The 19,039-nt window shown below is 62.4% G+C and carries 18 protein-coding genes and 1 tRNA gene; 11 read left to right on the forward strand and 8 right to left on the reverse strand.

The genetic code is table 11. The features are described 5' to 3' along the window. Positions 1-16: 16 nt before the first annotated feature. The 5 genes from AB3N21_RS19735 to AB3N21_RS19755 all read right to left on the reverse strand — a co-directional run bounded on the left by AB3N21_RS19735 (position 17) and on the right by AB3N21_RS19755 (position 6,007). Positions 17-1,909 carry a bifunctional sugar phosphate isomerase/epimerase/4-hydroxyphenylpyruvate dioxygenase family protein gene (locus tag AB3N21_RS19735; protein WP_367936815.1) on the reverse strand — a complete coding sequence of 631 codons (1,893 nt, stop codon included), beginning with the start codon at positions 1,907-1,909 and terminating at the stop codon, positions 17-19. Between the two features lie 5 nt (positions 1,910-1,914). Beyond that, positions 1,915-3,210, reverse strand: a complete 1,296-nt coding sequence (locus AB3N21_RS19740) for a TRAP transporter large permease (protein WP_367936816.1) — start codon at positions 3,208-3,210, stop codon at positions 1,915-1,917. Further along, entirely contained in the window at positions 3,207-3,782 is a 576-nt protein-coding gene (locus tag AB3N21_RS19745) for a TRAP transporter small permease (protein WP_367936817.1), read from the reverse strand. The genes AB3N21_RS19740 and AB3N21_RS19745 overlap by 4 nt, the downstream gene beginning before the upstream one ends. A gap of 31 nt (positions 3,783-3,813) precedes the next feature. Further along, entirely contained in the window at positions 3,814-4,824 is a 1,011-nt protein-coding gene (locus AB3N21_RS19750; protein WP_367936818.1) for a sialic acid TRAP transporter substrate-binding protein SiaP, read from the reverse strand. A 100-nt stretch (positions 4,825-4,924) separates the two neighbouring features. Then, positions 4,925-6,007 (reverse strand): Gfo/Idh/MocA family protein, encoded by a 1,083-nt coding sequence (locus AB3N21_RS19755; RefSeq protein WP_367936819.1) that lies wholly within the window; start codon positions 6,005-6,007, stop codon positions 4,925-4,927. Positions 6,008-6,200: 193 nt separating this feature from the next. Here AB3N21_RS19755 and AB3N21_RS19760 point away from each other — a divergent pair, with 193 nt between their 5' ends. Next, positions 6,201-6,854 (forward strand): GntR family transcriptional regulator, encoded by a 654-nt coding sequence (locus tag AB3N21_RS19760; RefSeq protein ID WP_367936820.1) that lies wholly within the window; start codon positions 6,201-6,203, stop codon positions 6,852-6,854. Between the two features lie 53 nt (positions 6,855-6,907). Here AB3N21_RS19760 and AB3N21_RS19765 read toward each other — a convergent pair whose 3' ends face one another. Further along, the gene (locus AB3N21_RS19765) at positions 6,908-7,753 is read right to left on the reverse strand and encodes a helix-turn-helix transcriptional regulator (protein WP_367936821.1); all 846 of its coding nucleotides are present in this window, start codon (positions 7,751-7,753) and stop codon (positions 6,908-6,910) included. Positions 7,754-7,835: 82 nt separating this feature from the next. Here AB3N21_RS19765 and AB3N21_RS19770 point away from each other — a divergent pair, with 82 nt between their 5' ends. Both AB3N21_RS19770 and AB3N21_RS19775 read left to right on the forward strand, forming a co-directional pair. Further along, positions 7,836-8,780, forward strand: a complete 945-nt coding sequence (locus AB3N21_RS19770) for an ornithine cyclodeaminase family protein (RefSeq protein ID WP_367936822.1) — start codon at positions 7,836-7,838, stop codon at positions 8,778-8,780. A gap of 19 nt (positions 8,781-8,799) precedes the next feature. Beyond that, complete coding sequence (locus AB3N21_RS19775; RefSeq protein WP_367936823.1) at positions 8,800-9,921, forward strand: aminotransferase; 1,122 nt, start codon at positions 8,800-8,802, stop codon at positions 9,919-9,921. A gap of 105 nt (positions 9,922-10,026) precedes the next feature. Here AB3N21_RS19775 and AB3N21_RS19780 read toward each other — a convergent pair. Then, a tRNA-Ser gene (locus AB3N21_RS19780) sits at positions 10,027-10,116 on the reverse strand. 203 nt (positions 10,117-10,319) lie between these two features. Here AB3N21_RS19780 and AB3N21_RS19785 point away from each other — a divergent pair. The 8 genes from AB3N21_RS19785 to AB3N21_RS19820 all read left to right on the forward strand — a co-directional run bounded on the left by AB3N21_RS19785 (position 10,320) and on the right by AB3N21_RS19820 (position 17,585). Next, positions 10,320-11,216 (forward strand): SPOR domain-containing protein, encoded by an 897-nt coding sequence (locus AB3N21_RS19785; RefSeq protein WP_367936824.1) that lies wholly within the window; start codon positions 10,320-10,322, stop codon positions 11,214-11,216. A 13-nt stretch (positions 11,217-11,229) separates the two neighbouring features. Continuing rightward, on the forward strand, positions 11,230-12,396 hold the full coding sequence (locus AB3N21_RS19790) for a D-alanyl-D-alanine carboxypeptidase family protein (RefSeq protein WP_367936825.1): 1,167 nt from the start codon (positions 11,230-11,232) through the stop codon (positions 12,394-12,396). After that, complete coding sequence (gene tmk / locus AB3N21_RS19795) at positions 12,393-13,019, forward strand: dTMP kinase (RefSeq protein WP_367936826.1); 627 nt, start codon at positions 12,393-12,395, stop codon at positions 13,017-13,019. The genes AB3N21_RS19790 and tmk overlap by 4 nt, the downstream gene beginning before the upstream one ends. A gap of 5 nt (positions 13,020-13,024) precedes the next feature. Beyond that, a complete protein-coding gene (locus AB3N21_RS19800; protein WP_367936827.1) occupies positions 13,025-14,146 on the forward strand; it encodes a DNA polymerase III subunit delta' in 1,122 nt (373 codons plus the stop codon). Then, positions 14,143-14,958 (forward strand): TatD family hydrolase, encoded by an 816-nt coding sequence (locus tag AB3N21_RS19805; protein ID WP_367936828.1) that lies wholly within the window; start codon positions 14,143-14,145, stop codon positions 14,956-14,958. The genes AB3N21_RS19800 and AB3N21_RS19805 overlap by 4 nt, the downstream gene beginning before the upstream one ends. Then, a complete protein-coding gene (locus AB3N21_RS19810; RefSeq protein ID WP_367936829.1) occupies positions 14,955-15,755 on the forward strand; it encodes an MBL fold metallo-hydrolase in 801 nt (266 codons plus the stop codon). The genes AB3N21_RS19805 and AB3N21_RS19810 overlap by 4 nt, the downstream gene beginning before the upstream one ends. Positions 15,756-15,819: 64 nt before the next feature. Then, complete coding sequence (locus AB3N21_RS19815; RefSeq protein ID WP_367936830.1) at positions 15,820-16,752, forward strand: AEC family transporter; 933 nt, start codon at positions 15,820-15,822, stop codon at positions 16,750-16,752. A gap of 131 nt (positions 16,753-16,883) precedes the next feature. Next, a complete protein-coding gene (locus tag AB3N21_RS19820) occupies positions 16,884-17,585 on the forward strand; it encodes a CbiX/SirB N-terminal domain-containing protein (RefSeq protein ID WP_367936831.1) in 702 nt (233 codons plus the stop codon). 83 nt (positions 17,586-17,668) lie between these two features. On the opposite strand, the gene AB3N21_RS19825 is transcribed toward AB3N21_RS19820, so the two are convergent. Beyond that, on the reverse strand, positions 17,669-18,952 hold the full coding sequence (locus AB3N21_RS19825) for a peptidoglycan-binding domain-containing protein (protein ID WP_171178235.1): 1,284 nt from the start codon (positions 18,950-18,952) through the stop codon (positions 17,669-17,671). Between the last annotated feature and the right edge of the window lie 87 nt (positions 18,953-19,039).

The following is a 19,039-nucleotide window of genomic DNA, read 5'->3' on the forward strand; positions in this document are numbered from 1 at the left end:
GTCTTCCCCGTGATCGTCATTCCGTGCCCGCCTCCGCCGGATGCTGCTGGCCGACTTGAGCTGCCAGCCGCACCGAGGCGTTCCGCGCACCATAGCCTGCATATCCCATGCGCCGCTCAACAATCTCAAAGAAGAAGCCGTTGAAAATGGGCCGGCTGTAGATCTGAAAATACGCGCTGTCGGCGACCCGGTCATAGAGGATGTTGTGGTCCAGTAGTCGCGACACCAGCGTGTCATCCAGACCGAACTCGGCCTGCAGATCGGCGTAGTAGTTGCCGGGAATGATCAGGCGGGGAAAGCCCGATCGGGCCAGTTGCGCCGAGGTCTCGAATATCTCGTCGGTTGAAAAGGCGAGATGCTGAACCCCGGCGCCGAGCCCGTCCTGCAGAAAGGACGCCGCCAGCGTGCGCCGCCCGACGGCGCCGTTCAGGTTCAGCCGGACCTCACCTTCGGGGCTTTCGATCGCCTGGCTCTGCACCACGCCGGAGGGATCGGCCACGTTCACGATGGGCGATTTCGCCATGTCGAAGGTCGACATGTAATAAAGCAGCCAGCTTTGCATCTCGTCATGGCGCATGGTCTGCGCCAGATGGTCGATCCGGCGCAGGCCCGCAGGCTGGACCGCCCGGGCCGTGTTGACCGGTTCGAACTCGATATCCCAGACGCGGTGCAGATCGGATTTCTCGTCGATGAAGTGCACGACATTCCCGCCCACGCCCCGGATCGCCGGGATATCCAGTTCGCCGGTTCCCACGGGCTGCGAGAAATCCGGCGCGCCCAGCGCGGTGGCACGAGTCACGGTCTGAACCGCGTCCCTGACCCGCAGCCCCATATCGCAGACCGACGGCCCATGGCCCAGAAAGGCCGAATGCGCAAACCCGTCCTTTTCCGTGTTCACTACGATATTGATCGCGCCCTGCCGCCACAGCTCAACCGATTTGCTGACATGCCGCCGCTCCATGCGGAAACACATGGCGGACAGGAGATCGCAGAGCTGCGCACCGCTCGCCTCATCCGCGGTGAACTCGATGAACTCAAAGCCCGAGGCATGGACCCGCTCGGGAAGATCCGGAATGCCGAAATCGATATCCGGTTCGGTGCGCGCAACTTCGTCCAGCAGGTTGACCAGCGCCCGGTAGCTGTCGCGCGCCATGGTCAGACCACCCGGCTGTGGTGCCGTTTCGTTGACCCGCGCCACCGACCACGGCCCCGCATAGCCCGCCCGCGCAAGAACCCGCACGAAACCGGCCAGGTTGAGCGATCCCAAACCGGGCAAAAGGCCGAAATGCCGCTTCAGGCGCCGGATATCCATCTCAAGCCGCGGCGCGTCCGACAACTGAACGTGAAACAGCCGGTCGCCCGGCACATTCCGCAACCGTGCCGGTTTCGACCCGTCGGCCAGAGAGAAGAAGGAGCTGAGGGCCAGCCCCAGATGCGGGCTGTCGACCGCCTCGACAATGCGCAATGCCTGTTCGTCGGTCTGAACCAGTCCGGACCATGGCAGGCCCAGATAGGCCAGGCGCAGGCCCCGGCGTCCGGCCCGCTCGGCCGCCTCGGCCAGATCGGCGATGGCCCGGTCTTCGCCCCCTTTGGCATCGGCAGTCATTGCAGCCCCCACCAGCAGCAGGTCGGTTCCCAACTCCTGCACCAGATCCAGCTTGAATTCGAGCCTGTCAAAGGCGCGCTGACGCAACCCGTCAGGCTGGCACTCAAGGTTGTGAAAGGGCTGTAGCAGGCAGATCTTCAGCCCCAGATCGGCGACCAGCGCACGAACCTGCGATGGCGCACCGTCATGGCCCGTCAGATCGGGGTCATGCAGTTCGACCCCATCGAACCCGGTCTCGGCAATGGTCTTGAGCTTGTCTGCCAGATTTCCCGGGATCGAAGTCGTCGAAACCGAAAGGCACATGGTCCCTATCCCTGATAACCCAACAGCCTCGGCAGCCACAGCACCATGTCAGGCATCAGCATCATCGCAATCAGCGCAATGATTAACACTGCCAGGAAGGCCCAGACTTCAGAAATGATCTCGCGCAGCGGAATATCCGTCACCGCGTTGATCACAAAGAGCAGGATGCCATAGGGCGGCGTTATCAGGCCTATCATCGAGTTCACGACGACCAGAACTCCGAAATGCACCAGATCGATCCCAAGTGCCTCGCAGGTCGGGATGAACAGCGGAACGATCACCAGAATGATGGTTGTCGCGTCCAGCACACAGCCCAGTGCAAGGATCAAGATGTTGACCAGGATCAGGAACACGATGGGGCTGACATCCGCGCCCTCAAGCAGCGTCGAGATGGATTGGGGTATCTGTTCCTGAATGACGATGAAGTTCAGGATGAAGGCGCCGCCAATGACCACGCCAACGGCAGCGGACGACCGGGCACTGTCGACAAAGACCTGATAGAGGCCCCCGAAGGTCAGCGCGCGATAGAACAGGGCCGCGAGCAGCAGGGCGTAGAAGGCCGCGACGGCTGCCGCTTCGGTCGGGGTCGTGACACCGCCATAGATGCCGTAGAGCAGGATTGCGGGCATCAGCAACGCGGGGAATGCGTTTGCCGTCTTGGCGGGCAATTCGCGCAACGGGATGGGCTCTTCGATGGCAAAGTCGCGCTTGCCAGCAAGGTAGTAGTTCATCGCCATCAGCACGACACCCATGATCAGACCGGGCAGGATGCCCGCCAGAAACAGCGATCCGATAGAGGCCTTGGACACCAGCGCATAAAGCACCATCGGAATCGACGGTGGAATGATCGGGCCGATGGTGGCCGAGGCGGCCGTGATCGCTGCTGCGTATCCGCGGCTATAGCGATTGTCCTTCGTCATCATCTCGATGATGATCTTGCCGATGCCCGCGGCATCAGCCACCGCCGACCCGGACATGCCGGAGAAGATCAGCGAGGCCACCACGTTCACATGCCCAAGGCCGCCTTTGAACCGGCCCACTGCAGCCACGCAGAAGTTCAGCAGACGGTCGGTGATCGACCCGGCATTCATGATATTGGCGGCCACGATGAACAGCGGCACGGCCAGCAGGATGGTGCTTTTGTAGAACCCTTGCAGGATCTTTTCGCCGGCAAGCGCAACATCAAGCCCCGCAACGCCGAGATACATCAGGGATGCCAGCAGGATCGAATACCCGATGGGCGTACCGATACCGGCCAGGACAAACAGCGTGACCAGGCAGGATAGAAGTTCAAAGCTCATTTGGTGTCATCCTCCGACGGCGTTCCGTCAACCCGGGGATGGTCATCGACCACGTTGTATCCGACGACGAGTTCAAGCTCGGTTTTCGGCGGGCCATTGCGCAGTACGTCAAAGAACAGCCAGGCATAGCGGCCCGCAACGACCAGCATGAACACCGCATAGATCGAGAACACGTCCCGCAGCGGAACCTTGTTGCCGGTGAACGGGTTGCGCACGGTCGAGGTTTTGCGGATCTTCATCCATTCGATGTAGTCCCAGGTCGGAAGGAAGGCGTAGAGCATGCCGATCACGATGGCAGCCGCCGCGATCATCGCAAAAACCTGACGCACACGGCGCGGAACCGACAAATAGATGATGTCGAACTTCACGTGGTCCCGTTCGCGGACGATGAAGGCGCAGCTGAAAAAGATTACCCAGACCCAAAGGATGCCGATCATTTCCAGCGTCCAGCCGGCGGGCGTGAAAAAGTAGCGCAGCACAATCTGCAAAAGAAAGATCAGGAAGATTGCCGCCAGCATCCCGCCGGCAATCGCTTCGGCAAGTCGGGAGAACCCCTTGATAAAAGCCTTCATAAGTTGTTCTCCCTCCCCCCGTGAGTTCGGATCAGTTTCCGAGCGCGTTGATTTTTTCGAGGACACCCTCGGGCCAGGATCCGGCGAATTCGCTTTCCAGATACATCGACTGCACCTGATCGCGGAATGCCGCCAGATCCGGCTCATAGACCTCCAGACCCTGCTCTTTGAGGAAGCTGACCAGTTCCTCTTCTTTCTGTAGCTGCTTCTGGCGGCCGGATTCGGCTGCAGCATCGGCGGCTTCCTGAACCTTCGCCTGCTGCTCTTCGGTCATACTGTCCCAGACACCCTTGCCGATCGCGATGTAGTTGAGGTCGACGAGATGCGAGGTCAGAACGATCTGCTTGGTGACCTCGTAGAACTTGGCATCCACGACGGTCGGCAACGGGTTGTCCTGACCGTCAACCGCGCCGGTCGACAGGGCCGTGTAAACCTCGGAAAACGACATCGGCGTGGGGGCCGCACCCAGGGCCTTACCGAGGAACTGCCACGCATCCGTTCCGGGCATCCGCAGGTTCACCCCTGCCAGATCCGCCGGAGTGCTCACGGTCAGCTCATCCTTGGGCTGGCGCAGGTTCACCTGACGGCGGCCCAGATACATGACCGACAGCAGTTTCACGCCCAAGTCGTTTTCAACGGTCGCTTTGAACGCATCCATCAGCGGATCGTTGAAGACCGCCACCTGATGCGCTGCATCCTGATGCACGTAACCGGCGGTGAAGATCGAGAACTCGGGAAAGAACTGCGCCAGCTCCTGCGCCGAAGTGATCGACATCTCCAGATTGCCCCGGCTGATCGCGTCAAGCTCGGTGCCCTGTGCAAAGATCGTCCCGTTGTAGCTCGGCTGGTAGTCGACGAAGTCGGCCACCATCGGGGCAAAGACCTCGGCCATCGCCACCGAGCGCTGGTCCGTCTCCGACCCCGAGGTCGCCATCCGCAGTGTGACTTTGTCTGCGGCAAAAGCCGCGCCTGAGGCGGAAACAAGAATACTTGTTGCCGCGAGAACCGACATTGCGGCTCGCCGTGTGAATTTGATCGTCATGGTGTTCCTCCCTGCGACGTCACGTCTTGTTCTTGTTGCGATTCCAATCTTTGGCATATTACGTCAATTTTGCAATATTTTTTGCAAAATATCAGATATTTTAACCAGCAACCTGCGTAGTGCCACTCAGGCCATCCAGCGGGGAAATCCGAACAGCGCGCCCAGATTTGCAAGAGTTTTGAATGGCTTCTATGACCTGGAGCGTCCTCAACCCCTCCCATCCGGACACAATCGGCGCAACACCGTTCCGGACGACATCGGCAAAATGCCTGAGCTGATTGACCAGCGGATCGGATGCGCCGCATTTCATCGCGGTCGCCGAAATGGGCGTCCACCAATCGCGTTGCCCGTCCTGGTGCGTCCACAGCCGCAGGTCCGGAACCGACAGCGAGCCATGCGATCCGCCGATCATATAGCTGCTTTCCGACGTCGGCGGATAAACCGGGTTCTCGCGTGAGGTCATTTCCCAACTCCACGGCGCCACGATACTGTCCGACACGCTGATGGTCCCGATGGCCCCGGTCTCGAACGTCAGCAGCGCCGCCGCCACATCCTCGTTCTCGAACCCACGTTCGGACCGGACCGATTGCGCCTGAACGCTGACGACCTCTCCGGCCAGATGCCGCATCAGATCGATGTCGTGCACCAGATTGACCGAGATCGGACCCGCCCCAACCTTCTTGCGCCACGGGGCCGCGTCAAAATACTCATCCGGTTTGTAGAACCAGCAATTGACGTGAACGGCCCTGACGTTGCCGATCTCGCCTGTTTCGATCGCGTCCTTTGCCGCGCGGATGATGGGGTTGTGCCGCCGGTGATGGCCCACCAGCAACGGTACGCCAAGGCGATCCGCCTCTCTCACCAAGCTCAGCGCATCCGAGGCCTCAACCGCAATCGGCTTTTCGACCAGCACCGGACAGCCGCGGCGAATACATTCGATCCCCTGCTCGACATGCAGCGTTGTGGGCGTCGCCAGAATGACGCCGTCCGGCGTCTGGTTGTCGAACAGCTCATCAAGAGTTCCGTAGCACGGCACCCCGTTTTCGGTAGCAAAGGCGTGGCCCTGTGCGCTTGGGTCAACGGCTGCGATCAGATCGACATCGCGCAGGGTTCTGCTTGCGACCACATGGCGCCGCCCCACAAGCCCGGCCCCGATGATCGCGATTGCAAAGTTCTTAGACACGTCTTCCCTTTCGAAATGCCTTGTCCGCGCGTCTGGCAACCGCGACTCGGTGACTTTCCAGGATCGTAGGCAGGTTTTTCAGCTTTCGCAATAATATCTGATATTTTTTGCTATGCCATATACACACCAAGATTGCTGACACCCGAAAAAAGTGTTACTCGGGGTGACCTGGTTAAAAATATCGGACAAACCTATGGCCAAGGCCCCCTCGACCGTCGGCGCAAGCACATATCAGCGAATAAAAAAAGACATTATCTTCGGCAAACTTGAGCCGGGATCGAAGCTGAAGCTCGACACTCTCAAGGATCGTTATGCCGCCAGCCTGTCGACGCTGCGCGAAACCCTGAACCGGCTTGCCAGCGAAGGTTTCGTCGAGGCGCCCGAGCAGCGCGGCTTTCTGGTGACGCCAGTGTCGCGCGAGGACCTGATCGAGATCGCCGAACTGAGGGTCTTGCTGGAATGTTACGCGCTTGAGCTGTCGGTCCGGAACGGAGATACCGACTGGGAAGGCAATCTGGTCGCCGCACATCACAAGCTGCATCTGACCGAACAGCAACTGCTGCGCGGCGACGAGTCGGAAAAAGAGACCTGGAAACGCTATGACTGGGAGTTCCACCAGGCGGTGATTTCCGCCTGCAACTCTCGAAATCTTTTGTCCGCACACTCGCTCATCTATGACAAGTACCTGCGGTATCAGATGCTGGTTTTGACCTATCGCGGCGCCGAGGCGGTGCAGGAACACAAGGACATGTTCGACGCCGCCCTCGCCCGCGATGCCCGCAAGGCAAAGAGCCTGCTGGAGGCCCACATCCGCAACGGCCTGGAACACACGTTGAACGCCATGTAGGGCACTGCGCTATGCGCTGTGACACTCTCCGCAGAGCACCACCAGCCTGAACTCTATACAGCGGTCCCCTGCCATTTGAGGAAAGCGCTGAACAGCTGCTGCTGGGTGCTGATCCCAAGCTTGGCATAGGCGTTCTTGCGGTGGGTTTTGACCGTCGGCAGCGCGATACCCAAGGTCAGACTGATCGACAGGCTTGAATGGCCCTTCAGGATCAACTGTACAATCTCCGCCTCACGCGGGGACAGGGTGGCACGCGCGAAATCCTGCAGTTTCCGCTCGGACTCGGTTGGGATCTGTGCATCGCCCTGCCGGGCCCAGAACTGCCGAAACGCGGTGGCGAACAGCGGCAGGAAGGGGCGCAACCGGGCCAGAATATCTTCGGAAAACCCACCCGCATCTGCAGGCCGGGCAAAGCTGATCTCACCCATCGCACTGTGCGGTAAGTCTACCAGCAACGCCAGTTCCTGCAGACCGGCGGGCCAGCCGGGGGTGCGATAGCCGATCTCTTCCTCGTTCTCGACCAGAATTCCCGCGGGCTCCCGGACCGGGTTCCAGTTATCGGGCGCCAGATCCGCCATCCGGTGCAGCCCTGACGGCACCCCATCGAGATAGGCGTTGTAGACCGGGTTCAGCAGGTAGGTGCTGTTCACATAAAGCTGCACCGCGTCCTTGGCCGGGCCTTCGGGATAAGTGTCGGCCAGGTAATGCGGGCGCTGTCCCTTGCGGTTCACCACGCAGAAGGCAGCGGTAAAGGGCAGCAGATGGCGGGCGGCGGCGATCATCTCCACCGCGCCAGCGCGGCCTTCGATGACGTCTGCCAGCGCGGTGTTTGCCGCTTCGATGTCAGGACCTTTGTCGCCCATTTCACCCTCCAGATCGTGCCGCAATACCATGCGCATGCGGGCAGTGCATCATCCTTGGGGATGATGGAAAGACCCGTTGCGACTTTCTAGAATTCGCAACCAAAGAGGAAAACCTGCGATGACCACCCCACTTGTTCTCGATGCCGCTGCGGTGGCGCGGCTGCTGCCGCAGGTCGATGTGCTGCAGGAGATGCGCCAGCTCTTTGCCGAGCTCGGCCGAGGTCAGGCGGTGCAGCCGCCGCAAACGCTGACGCTGTTTCCGGGGGAGCGCGGCGACTTCATCACCTATCTCGGCGCAGCAGCGGATACCGGAACCTTTGGCGCTAAGCTGTCCCCTTATCTGATCCGGCAAGGCGGCCCGGTGATCACCGCCTGGACCGTGCTGATGTCGATGGAGACCGGGCAGCCGCTGATGCTGTGCGATGCGGGGCAGCTGACCACCGAGCGCACCGCCGCGACCACAGCGCTGGGGGTTGACCTGCTTGCCGCCGAACGTGCCGAGCGGATTGCGATCATTGGCACAGGTCAGGTCGCGCAGGCGCATTGGCGCCATGTCCAATCGTTGCGGCCGTGGCAGGAGGTGCGGGTGTATTCGCCGAACCTCGCGTCGGATACGGCGAAACGGGCGTCATGGCGGAACCTATGCCCCGGCACGGTGTGTGCGGCGAGTGCCGAGGACGCTGCGCGGGAGGCGGATGTGGTGATGCTCTGCACCTCGTCAGGCACTCCGGTTGTGGATGCAGCAGTGTTGGGGGCCGAGGCGCTGGTCACCTCAATCAGCACGAATGTGGCCTTGGCGCATGAGGTCGCGCCGGAATTTCTGACATCGGCGCAGGTCTATTGCGATCATCGTGAGACCACGCCCGCAACAGCCGGTGAGATGGTGCTGGCGGCGCGGGACCATGGCTGGAGCGCGGAGCAGGTCCGGGGTGATCTGGCCGAGCTATCTGTTGGCGCATGTCCATTTCCCGAACCCGGCCGCCCGGTCTTTTTCCGTTCGGTCGGGCTGGGGCTGGAAGACATGGCCATCGCCAATGCCATCTACCGCGCAGCCTGCGCCTGAAGACGAAGGAGAAACCCTCATGCATATCGAACCTTTCGGCGTCGAAATCTGGATGAATGAGTGGGAGACCAAGTGCGAATGGAACCTGGCCGAGACCTGCGTCGAAAGCCTGACGATTGAGGAACTGCTGCGGCTGGCGGGCAGGAACGAGAACAGCCTCTCGGAATTGCTGGGCATGAAGATGACCTATGGCGCCATCGTGGGCTCGGACCGGCTGCGCCGCGCGATTGCCTCGCTCTATGACCGGCAGGTGGTTGAGAACACCGTCGTCACCCATGGGACCATCGGTGCCAACATGCTGGTGCACAAGGCTCTGGTATCGCGCGGGGATCGGGTGGTGGCCGTGGTGCCGACCTACCAGCAGCACTATTCGATCCCCGCCAGCATCGGGGCGGATGTGCATCAGCTCAGGCTGCGTGAGGAGAACGGCTTTCTGCCGGATCTCCACGCGTTGCGCGCGCTGGCGGCGCCTGGCACCAAGCTGATCGCCATCAACAACCCCAACAACCCGACTGGCGCGCTGATGGATCGGGCAATGCTGGAGGAGATCGCGGCCATTGCCCGCGACGCGGGCGCGTGGATCCTGTGCGACGAGGTCTATCGCGGCACCGATCAGGAAGGGGCGGGCATGACCGCTTCGATTGCCGATATCTATAAAAAGGGCATTTCGACTGCCGGCATGTCCAAGGCCTATTCTCTGGCCGGGCTTCGGCTCGGGTGGATCGCGGGCCCGAAGGAGGTAATCGAGGCGGTTTCCATCCACCGCGACTACGACACCATCTCGGTCGGGATGATCGACGATCATTTTGCCGCGTTGGCGCTGGAAAACCGCGAACAAGTGCTGGCGCGCAGCCAACGGATTACCCGTGGCAATCTGGCGATTCTGGACGACTGGGTGGAGCGGGAGCCACTCATCTCCTGGGTGAAGCCGCGCTCGGGCACCACCGCCTTGCTGAAATACGGCCTGCCGATGCCTTCGCGGGATTTCTGCGTGTCGCTATTGAAAGAGACCGGGGTGATGTTCACCCCCGGCTCGGCCCTGGGCATGGAGGGCTATGTCCGCATCGGCTATGCCAATGGTCCGGAGGTCCTGAAAGAAGGACTCGCGCGGGTGTCACAGTTTCTTTCCAAAAAGCGATAGGGCGAAAAAGTTCACCCAATTCAGCCATTCGCCAAAGCACAAAACGGGGGCCTTATCGGCGTCTTGAAAGGTCGCATCTCCCGCTTGGCGGTGACCTATTCTGAGTGGCGGGGAGACAGGGATTCGAACCCTGGGAACGCTCTCACGTTCAACGGTTTTCAAGACCGCCGCATTCGACCACTCTGCCACCTCCCCGGCGCAGGCAGGGTCTAAGGCCAAGCTGCGGCGGTGGCAAGCCAAAAGAGGGAAATCTTGCCGAGCCTTCCGCAGCGGGCTTTCATTAGTAAGGGCTGCGCGCTATCATCTGCGCGGCGGGCCTGCAAAGGCCTATCAGACAACGTCGGTCAACCGGCGGCAGGGCGCGGAAAGTGGCCCGGGTTCAGGCAAGGGACAAGAAGATGAAGCGAGCGACAGCGACACGCAACAGGCCGTATCGTCTGGTGATGCTGGCCGTGGCATTTGGCGCATTGGCGGGCTGTGAAGAAGGATCACCGATGTCCTTTTTGAAACCCAAGGAAGAGCCTGCGACCGAGACCCCCGAAAGCAGCGAAAGCGAAAGTGGGAATGTGATCGAACGCGACGTCGAAAAGCCCGACGTGTTCGAGACCACCGAAAAAGGTCTGTGGGACGGGCGCCCGTCGCTGGGTGGCATCTGGGTTGCGCATCCGGACGCAGAAACGCCCGAGCGGGTCATCATCCGAAATACCTCCAACGGCAAATCGGTGAACGGCGCCCTGTTCCGGCGCGAACGCGATATTCCGGGGCCGAGTTTGCAGGTTTCATCCGAAGCCGCCCAAGAGCTTGGGATGCTGGCCGGCGCTCCGACCGAGCTGTATGTGATTGTGTTGCGCCGTGAAAAAGTCGAAGTGACGCCGCCGCCTGAGCCTGAGCCCGCCCCTTCACCGGCAGAAGCTGCCGCGCCCGTTGAGGCGGCTGCGGTGGAAACAAGTGGTGAAATCACCGAGACCCCGCTTGATCCGATCGTCGGCGCCGCCGCCGCGATCGAGGCGGCGGAGCCAGAGGTTGCCGCAGCGCCAGCCGCTCCGGCAAAGACCTCATCGCTGATGAAGCCCTATGTCCAGATCGGGACCTATGGCGTGGAAGAAAACGCCAATCGCGCCGCGGAACAACTGCAGGCTGCCGGGCTGACCGCGACAGTGCGTGAAGGAACCCGGAGAGACAAACCGCTCTGGCGCGTTCTGGCCGGACCGGCCCAGACCCGGGCCGAGCGCAAGGAGTTGCAGAAAAAGGTGGCGGAACTCGGGTTCTCGGACGCCTATATCGTAAGAAAATAAGGAGGAAGCCGCCGTGCTGTCTTCGCTTCGCTCAACTGCCCTAGCCTTAGGCCTTGCGCTGCTCGCGCTGCCGGCGCAGGCATTCGATACCTCAGCCAAGGCGGCCTACGTGCTGGATCAGACAACCGGCACGGTGCTCTTGTCGAAAGAGCCGGATCAGCCCCTGCCGCCCGCATCGATGTCCAAGCTGATGACGCTCTATGTGGCGTTCGAGGCGCTGCGCGACGGGCGGCTGACGCTGGATGAACGCCTGCCGGTGTCGGAGCATGCGATGAGCTATGGCGGCTCGACCATGTTCCTGAACACCCAGGACCGGGTGCGGGTCGAGGATCTGTTGCGCGGCATCATCGTGCTGTCGGGCAACGATGCCTGCGCCGTGATCGCCGAGGCGCTCAGCCCCGACGGGACCGAGGCCGGATTCTCCCGCTACATGACCCAGCGCGCGCAACAGATGGGGATGCAGAACTCGAATTTCGCCAATTCCAACGGCTGGCCTGCAGCGGGGCATATGATGTCGGTCCGGGATCTGGCGACCCTCGCGGATCGGTTGATCGCGGATTTCCCGGAGTATTATCCGCTCTTTGCCGAGGAAGAGTATGAATTTGACGGCCGCGCACCCTCGAACACACGCAACCGCAATCCGTTGCTCAAGCTCGGGATCGGTGCGGACGGGCTCAAGACCGGGCACACCGTCGAGGCGGGCTACGGTCTGGTCGGATCGGCCAAACAGGGCGACCGCCGGGTGATCTTCGTGCTGACCGGGCTGGAAAGCACCGGCCGACGCGCAGAGGAGGCCGAGGCCATCGTTAACTGGTCGTTTCGCCATTTTGTCGAGAAAACCCTTGCCAAAGCGGACACGCCCGTCGCGCAAGCGGACGTCTGGATGGGGGCAGAGCGATCGGTAGGGCTGGTGCCCGCGCAGGATCTGAGCCTGCTGCTGCCCATTCTTTCGGGCAAGAGCGTCGAGGCCGAGGTGGTCTATGAAGGGCCGGTGAACGCGCCGGTGACAAAAGGCCAGCAACTGGCGGAACTGGTCATCAAGCCCGAGGGCCTGCCCGAGATCCGCCGACCGCTGGTCGCCTCGCAAGACGTGCCGCTGGGCGGGTTCGTAATCCGCATGATGACCGTCGCCGGGATCGTGCTTGACGACATCATCAACGGTCCGCTGGAGGCGATGTGACGCAAAAAGGCCTGTTCCTGACCTTCGAGGGGATCGACGGATCGGGAAAATCCACTCAGGCGCGGCGTCTGGCCGATGTTTTGCGCGCGCAGGGCCGCGAGGTGGTGCTGACGCGCGAGCCGGGCGGCTCACCCGGGGCCGAGGAAATCCGGCGGCTGGTGCTGGAAGGAGATCCTGACCGTTGGTCCGCCGAGACCGAGATCCTGCTGTTCACCGCCGCCCGCCGCGATCATCTGGAACGCACCATCCAGCCCGCGCTGGAGGCGGGCACGGTGGTGATCTGCGACCGTTTTGCGGACAGCACGCGGATGTATCAGGGCCTCTCGCGCGGCGAGTTACGCCCGGTGGTGGACCAATTGCATACGCTGATGATCGGGCGTGAGCCGGATCTGACCCTGCTCATCGACATGGACCCCGACACCGGGCTGTCCCGCGCCAAGGGGCGGCAGGGCACGGAAGAGCGGTTCGAGGATTTCGGCCCCGATCTGCAGCACCGCATGCGGGCGGGTTTTCTGGCGCTGGCCGAGGAATTCCTGGATCGGTTCCGCATCATCGACGGCAATCGTGACGTGGACAGCGTGGCGGCGGATGTGACAGATATCGTGATGCAGACATTGCGATAAATCTGATGAGCGACGACACACCGACCCCGGATCAGGCCCCCGGCGCCCCCCACCCGCGCGAGACAGCGCAACTGTTCGGCCAATCGGCGGCGGAAGAGGCGTTTCTGGGCGCCTACACCTCGGACCGGCTGCACCATGGTTGGCTGCTGACCGGACCGCAGGGTGTGGGCAAGGCCACGCTGGCCTGGCGCATTGCGCGGTTTCTGCTGGCCACACCTCCGGCAGACGAGGGCGGGTTGTTCGGCGCACCGCCACCGCCGACCTTGCTGGAGATCGACCCGGAGCATCCGGTCTCGCACCGCATTCTGGCCGGAGCCGAGCCGGGTCTGGCCGCGATCACCCGCTCGCTCAACGATCAGGGACGGCTGCGGGCCGAGATCGTGGTCGATGACATCCGCAAGCTGGGCCGGTTCTTTGGCCTGTCCTCCGCCGATGGCGGGCGGCGGGTGGTGATCGTCGATTCGGCGGATGAGATGAACGTCAGCGCGGCCAATGCGCTGCTGAAGATGTTGGAAGAACCCCCGGCGCGCACCACGCTGCTGCTGATCTCACACCAGCCCTCGCGCCTGTTGCCCACCATCCGCTCACGCTGCCGCACACTCCGCCTCTCGCCGCTCAGCGCGACCGATATGCAGGCCGCGCTTGCGCAGGCCGGAACCGAGTTGCCTGCGAACCCCGATCACCTGGCCGCGCTGGCCTCGGGCTCGGTCGGTGCGGCACTACGGCTGATCAACTTGGGCGGGCTGGAACTCTATGCCGAGCTAATCGGAATTCTGGGCACCCTGCCGCGCCTCGACCGCCAGCGGGCATTGCGGCTGGCCGAATCTGCCGCGCAGCGAGGTGCTGCCGAAAAATTCGAACTGCTCCTGACCCTGATCGACGTGGCACTTGCCCGCCTTGCCCGCACCGGCGCCACCGGCCAGCCGCCCGCGCCCGAGGCCGCACCGGGTGAGGCGCAGACCCTCTCTCGTCTTGCCTCGGACCCGCAGCGTGGCCGCAAATGGGCCGAGGTTGCCGCCACCATCACCGCCCGCGCCCGCCACGGGCAGGCGGTGAACCTTGACCCCGCCGCCCTTGTCCTAGATACGGTTTTCAAGATGCAGGAAACCGCCAGTTGGGGCACATGAGCGACGCCGTTCACACACCGGAAATCACCGACAGTCATTGCCATCTCGACTTCCCCGATTTCGAGGGGCAGCTGGATGATATCGTCACTCGGGCGGCCGAAGCCGGCGTGACCCGCATGGTCACGATCTGCACCCGCCTGCGCAACGAGCCAAGCGTGCGCGCCATCGCCGAGGCGCACGCGCCCGTGTTCTACGCCGCAGGCACCCATCCGATGAGCGCCGCTGAGGAACCGATGGCCACGGTGGACGAACTGGTGACGCTGGCACAGCACCCGAAATTCGTGGGCATCGGCGAGACCGGGCTGGATTACCACTACACAAGCGACAGCGCCGAGGTGCAGAAGCAATCGCTGCGCATCCATATCGAGGCTGCCCAACGCGCCGGCCTGCCGCTGATCATCCATGCCCGCGCCGCCGATGACGACATGGCAAGCATTCTGACCAAAGAACATCGCAACGCGCCCTATTCCTGCGTGATGCATTGCTTCTCGTCCTCGGCGGAACTGGCCCGCGCCGCGCTGGATCTGGGATTCTACCTGTCGATGTCCGGCATCGCCGCCTTCCCGAAAAGTCAGGAACTGCGCGATATCTTCGCCGCCGCCCCTTTGGACCGCATTCTGGTCGAAACCGATGCGCCTTATTTGGCCCCGCCGCCACATCGCGGCAAGCGCAACGAACCAGCCTACACCGCCCACACAGCCCGCAAGGGGGCCGAGGTGTTTGGCATGGACTACGCCGAGTTCGCCGCTCAGACTCAGGCGAATTTCGACCGGCTGTTCTCCAAGGCTGCGGCCTACAAGGCGGCTGCATGACCAACGAACTGCGTTTCACCATCCTCGGCTGCGGCTCGTCGGGCGGGGTGCCACGGCTGGGCGGCCATTGGGGGGATTGCGATCCGCAGAACCCGAAAAACCGCCGCCGCCGCTGCTCGATGCTGGTGGAGCGTGAGGGTCGGGACGGCACGACCTCGATCCTGATTGACACCACTCCGGACATGCGCAGCCAGTTGCTGGACACCGGCACCGGGCGGCTCGACGGCGTGGTCTATACCCATTCCCACGCCGATCATGTCCACGGCATCGACGACCTGCGCATGATCGTCTTCAACATGCGCTCGCGCATTCCGGTCTGGGCCGATGGCGACACCCAGAACGCGCTGCTGGGGCGGTTCGGTTACGCCTTCATTCAACCCGAAGGTTCACCCTATCCGCCAATCCTTGACCTCAAGACCATCGACGGTCCATTCGAAATCGACGGCCCCGGAGGCCCCATCCCGCTGCGGCCATTTAGGGTCAATCATGGCTCGATCGACTCGCTGGGGTTCCGCATTCACGATCTGGCCTATCTGCCGGACGTGGCCGAGATCTATGATGACGCCTGGCCCGAGCTGCAAGACCTCGACTGCTGGGTGCTGGACGCACTGCGGCGCAGCCCGCACCCGACCCATACGCATCTTGAGAAATCGCTGGGCTGGATCGATCAGATGCAACCGAAACGCGCCATCCTGACCAACATGCATATCGACCTCGACTATGCGGCGCTCGACGGCGAAACCCCGGATCACATCACGCCTGCCTATGACGGCATGGTGATCCGCTACCCGCTCTAGACCTCTTGCCAGGCCGACCGAGCATATCCCCGCCCAAGGCGTCCACCAACCCGAGGCGCGGGCCATGTTTCAAAGCCTGATTGACGTCATCCTGCCGGTCTTTCTTGTGATCGGCGCCGGGTATGCCGCGACGCGGGCGGGGTATTTCCGCACCGATCATATCGACGGGCTGATGCGGTTCACCCAGAGCTTTGCCATCCCCTGCCTGCTGTTCCGCGCCATCGCTGGGCTGGACCTTGAGGCCAGTTTCGACCCCCGACTGCTGGCCAGTTTCTACACCGGTGCCGCCCTGTGCTTTATCGCCGGCCTGTTCGGCGCCCGACTGATCTTTCACCGCGATTGGGAGGATTGCGTCGCCATCGGCTTTTGCTGCCTGTTCTCGAACTCGGTCCTGCTCGGCCTGCCGATCACCGAGCGCGCCTATGGCGCGGGCAACCTGACCGGCAACTACGCCATCATCGCCTTCCATTCGCCGTTCTGCTACGGCGTCGGCATCACGATGATGGAGATCATCCGCAACCGCGGCGATGGCGGGCGGCGTATGGTGCGCTCGGTGCTGACGGCGATGTTCAAGAACGCGCTGATCCTTGGCATCGCTCTGGGCTTTGTCGTTAACCTCTCAGGACTTGCGGTGCCGCTGGTGGTGGACGAAGCACTGGGCCTGATCACTCGCGCCGCCCTGCCCGGGGCGTTGTTTGCACTCGGTGGCGTGCTGGTGCAGTACCGACCGGAGGGCGATCTGCGCACCATCCTGTTCGTCTGCTGCATCTCTCTGATCCTGCACCCGACGTTGGTCTGGTTGTTCGGCAAGGCACTGTCATTGCCGCAGGACCTGTTCCGCTCGGCGGTGCTGAACGCCTCAATGGCAACGGGGTTCAACGGCTATATCTTCGCCAGCATGTATGGGCGGGCCAAACGGGTTGCGGCCTCGTCGGTGCTGATTGCCACCGGAGCCTCGATCCTGACAGTTTGGGCGTGGTTGACGGTTCTCGGTTGATATTTTGCATATACTTATCAAATTATTACGCGTTGATCCTCATGCAAATAATTCATTCGTTTTAGCAGCTCTTCAATTGACATTACAGGCTGGCACCGCATCTTTGCGGCAAACACACAGGAAGTCCAATAATGCAGCACGCTTTGATCGTTTCACATGGTCAGCCTTCGGACCCGGTCCCCGCCGAGGCCGCCCTGTCCCGCTTTGCTCAGCGCGTACAGGCTGCTGCATCCGGCATCACCGTACATTCGGCCACACTGGCCGCACCGGGCCGGTTCGAGGCCGCTCTGGTCGACTTGCCCGACGACGCGGTGATCTATCCGCTGTTCATGGCCAAAGGCTGGTTTGTCACCAGCGCCCTGCCCAAACGACTTGGAGACCGCCCGCTGGCCATTTTGGACCCGCTGGGAGTGGACACCGCCCTGCCAGACCTGGCGGCAGGAGCCCTTGTGGTCGAGATGGACCGGCTGGGATGGGCGCCCGAACAGACGCAACTGGTTCTGGCCGCGCACGGCTCGGGCCGCAGCCGCAACCCATCGCAGGTCGCCCGCGACTTCGCGGCAGATCTGGAGCAGCGGCTGCCGCTTGCGGGACTTCATGTCGGTTTTGTCGAAGAAACGCCGTCAATCACCGATGCCGCGAGCGGGACCGGGGAAATCGCCCTGTGCCTACCCTTCTTCGCCTGTCAGGGTGGACATGCGCAGGAAGACGTGCCAGAGGCGCTTGAGGCGGCTGGGTTTCAGGGCCGCACGCTACCGGTTCTGGGTGAGTTGCCGCCAATCCCGGCGCATATCGGTCAACATCTGTTGGAGCACTTCGAGAGCGTCACCTGATGTCTATTGCTTTGGCCGGGCAATACAAAACCCCCGCGAACGCAAGGCCCGCGGGGGGTTCACTGACTAAGCGTGTTTCAGGATCAGTTCCCTGACGAGGTCGAGAACACCGGCAGAGAGCCGCCGCCCGCACCACCGCTTGCCTCACTCAGCACGGCGATGCGATCAGGCGTCTGTCCCAGCACCGTATTGCCGCTCTGGGCCGCGCCCAGTGCAAGCCGCATCCAGTCGCCGGGCTGCGAGCCGGTCGATTTGTTCACCCCAAGCCCTTCGCGCAGATGGTGGCTGACGACCTCGCCATAGCCGGACTGACCGGCAGCGGCGAGCAGCACGCCCGAGGCGAGCGCCATGTCGGCATCATCGAGACGATAACCGACGCCCAGACACACCTTGCCGCCCGAGACCAGTTGGTCCATCGGCTGACCTGAATTGCGCAGGAAGCCCGAGGTCTTGTCGATCACTTCACCCATGGCGGTGTATTCGATCCCCGAGACCTGCGGCTCCAGCGCCTCGGTCAGGCGCAGGCATTGATCCTCGATCTGCGGGGCAGTCATGTTGGGGATTGCCTCCTCCAACTGGCTGGCCTCGGCCATGGCTTGTACCCGCGCATGGCAGAACTGTTCGTTCAGCGCCAGCGCGGGATTGGTCACCGAACCGGGCTGTGCCGAACCGCCATTCGAAGCAGTCGCCACATTGGTCTCGTTGCAGAGCGCATTGGGCGATTTGCCGGTCGAGGCGAACCCGAAGGACGGCAGCTGACCGCCGGTATCCGCGCGCGCCGTCACGGTGCCCTGCGGGGCCGTGCCCTGCTGCTGGGTCTGCGGAACCACCGCGAGCTGGGATTGCGGCTGCGCGGGGGTGGCGATGCCCAGTTGCTCGTTCCGGTAGGTTCTGAGCAACCCGGCCTGCCCCTGGCTGGCCAGAATCTGGTTGTACGGCGCCACATGGGCACTGGACAGCGCGCGCTGATGCGAGGTCAGCAGGAAATTGCGCTCATGCGCGTCGAGATAGCCGTCGATGTTGTAGCCCATGTCAGCCTGGTAGCGGGAAATACCTGCCCGGCTGCGGCGCCCGAGCTGGCCGTCGACCACGCCGACATTATAGCCGAAGTAGTTCAGCGCCGACTGCACCTCGCGATTCTGCTGGCGCTGCGCGGCGGTTGTACCGGAATAGCCGGTCGCGCGCCTGGTCGACTGTCGCGCGGCCCTCTGCTGACGCTGCTTGTTCTTGTGAACCTCATTGACGATCAGACCACCAACCAGCGCTCCGCCCAGAAAAGCGGCGCCTTCGTCGGCTTGTGATTCTGTTGCGGGGGCAAGGACAAGGCCAGCAGCCACAGCGGTGGCGCACAGATACTTTGCAATCATAACAACAACCTCTCAGATTTCGGGACCCGCTGGCGGGCGGGGTCCAGCATTACTTATTAATTCAAATGATAGCTCAAGCCCAACAAA

Source organism: Ruegeria sp., from assembly GCF_040830605.1.
In the GTDB taxonomy this organism is placed as follows: Bacteria; Pseudomonadota; Alphaproteobacteria; order Rhodobacterales; family Rhodobacteraceae; genus Ruegeria.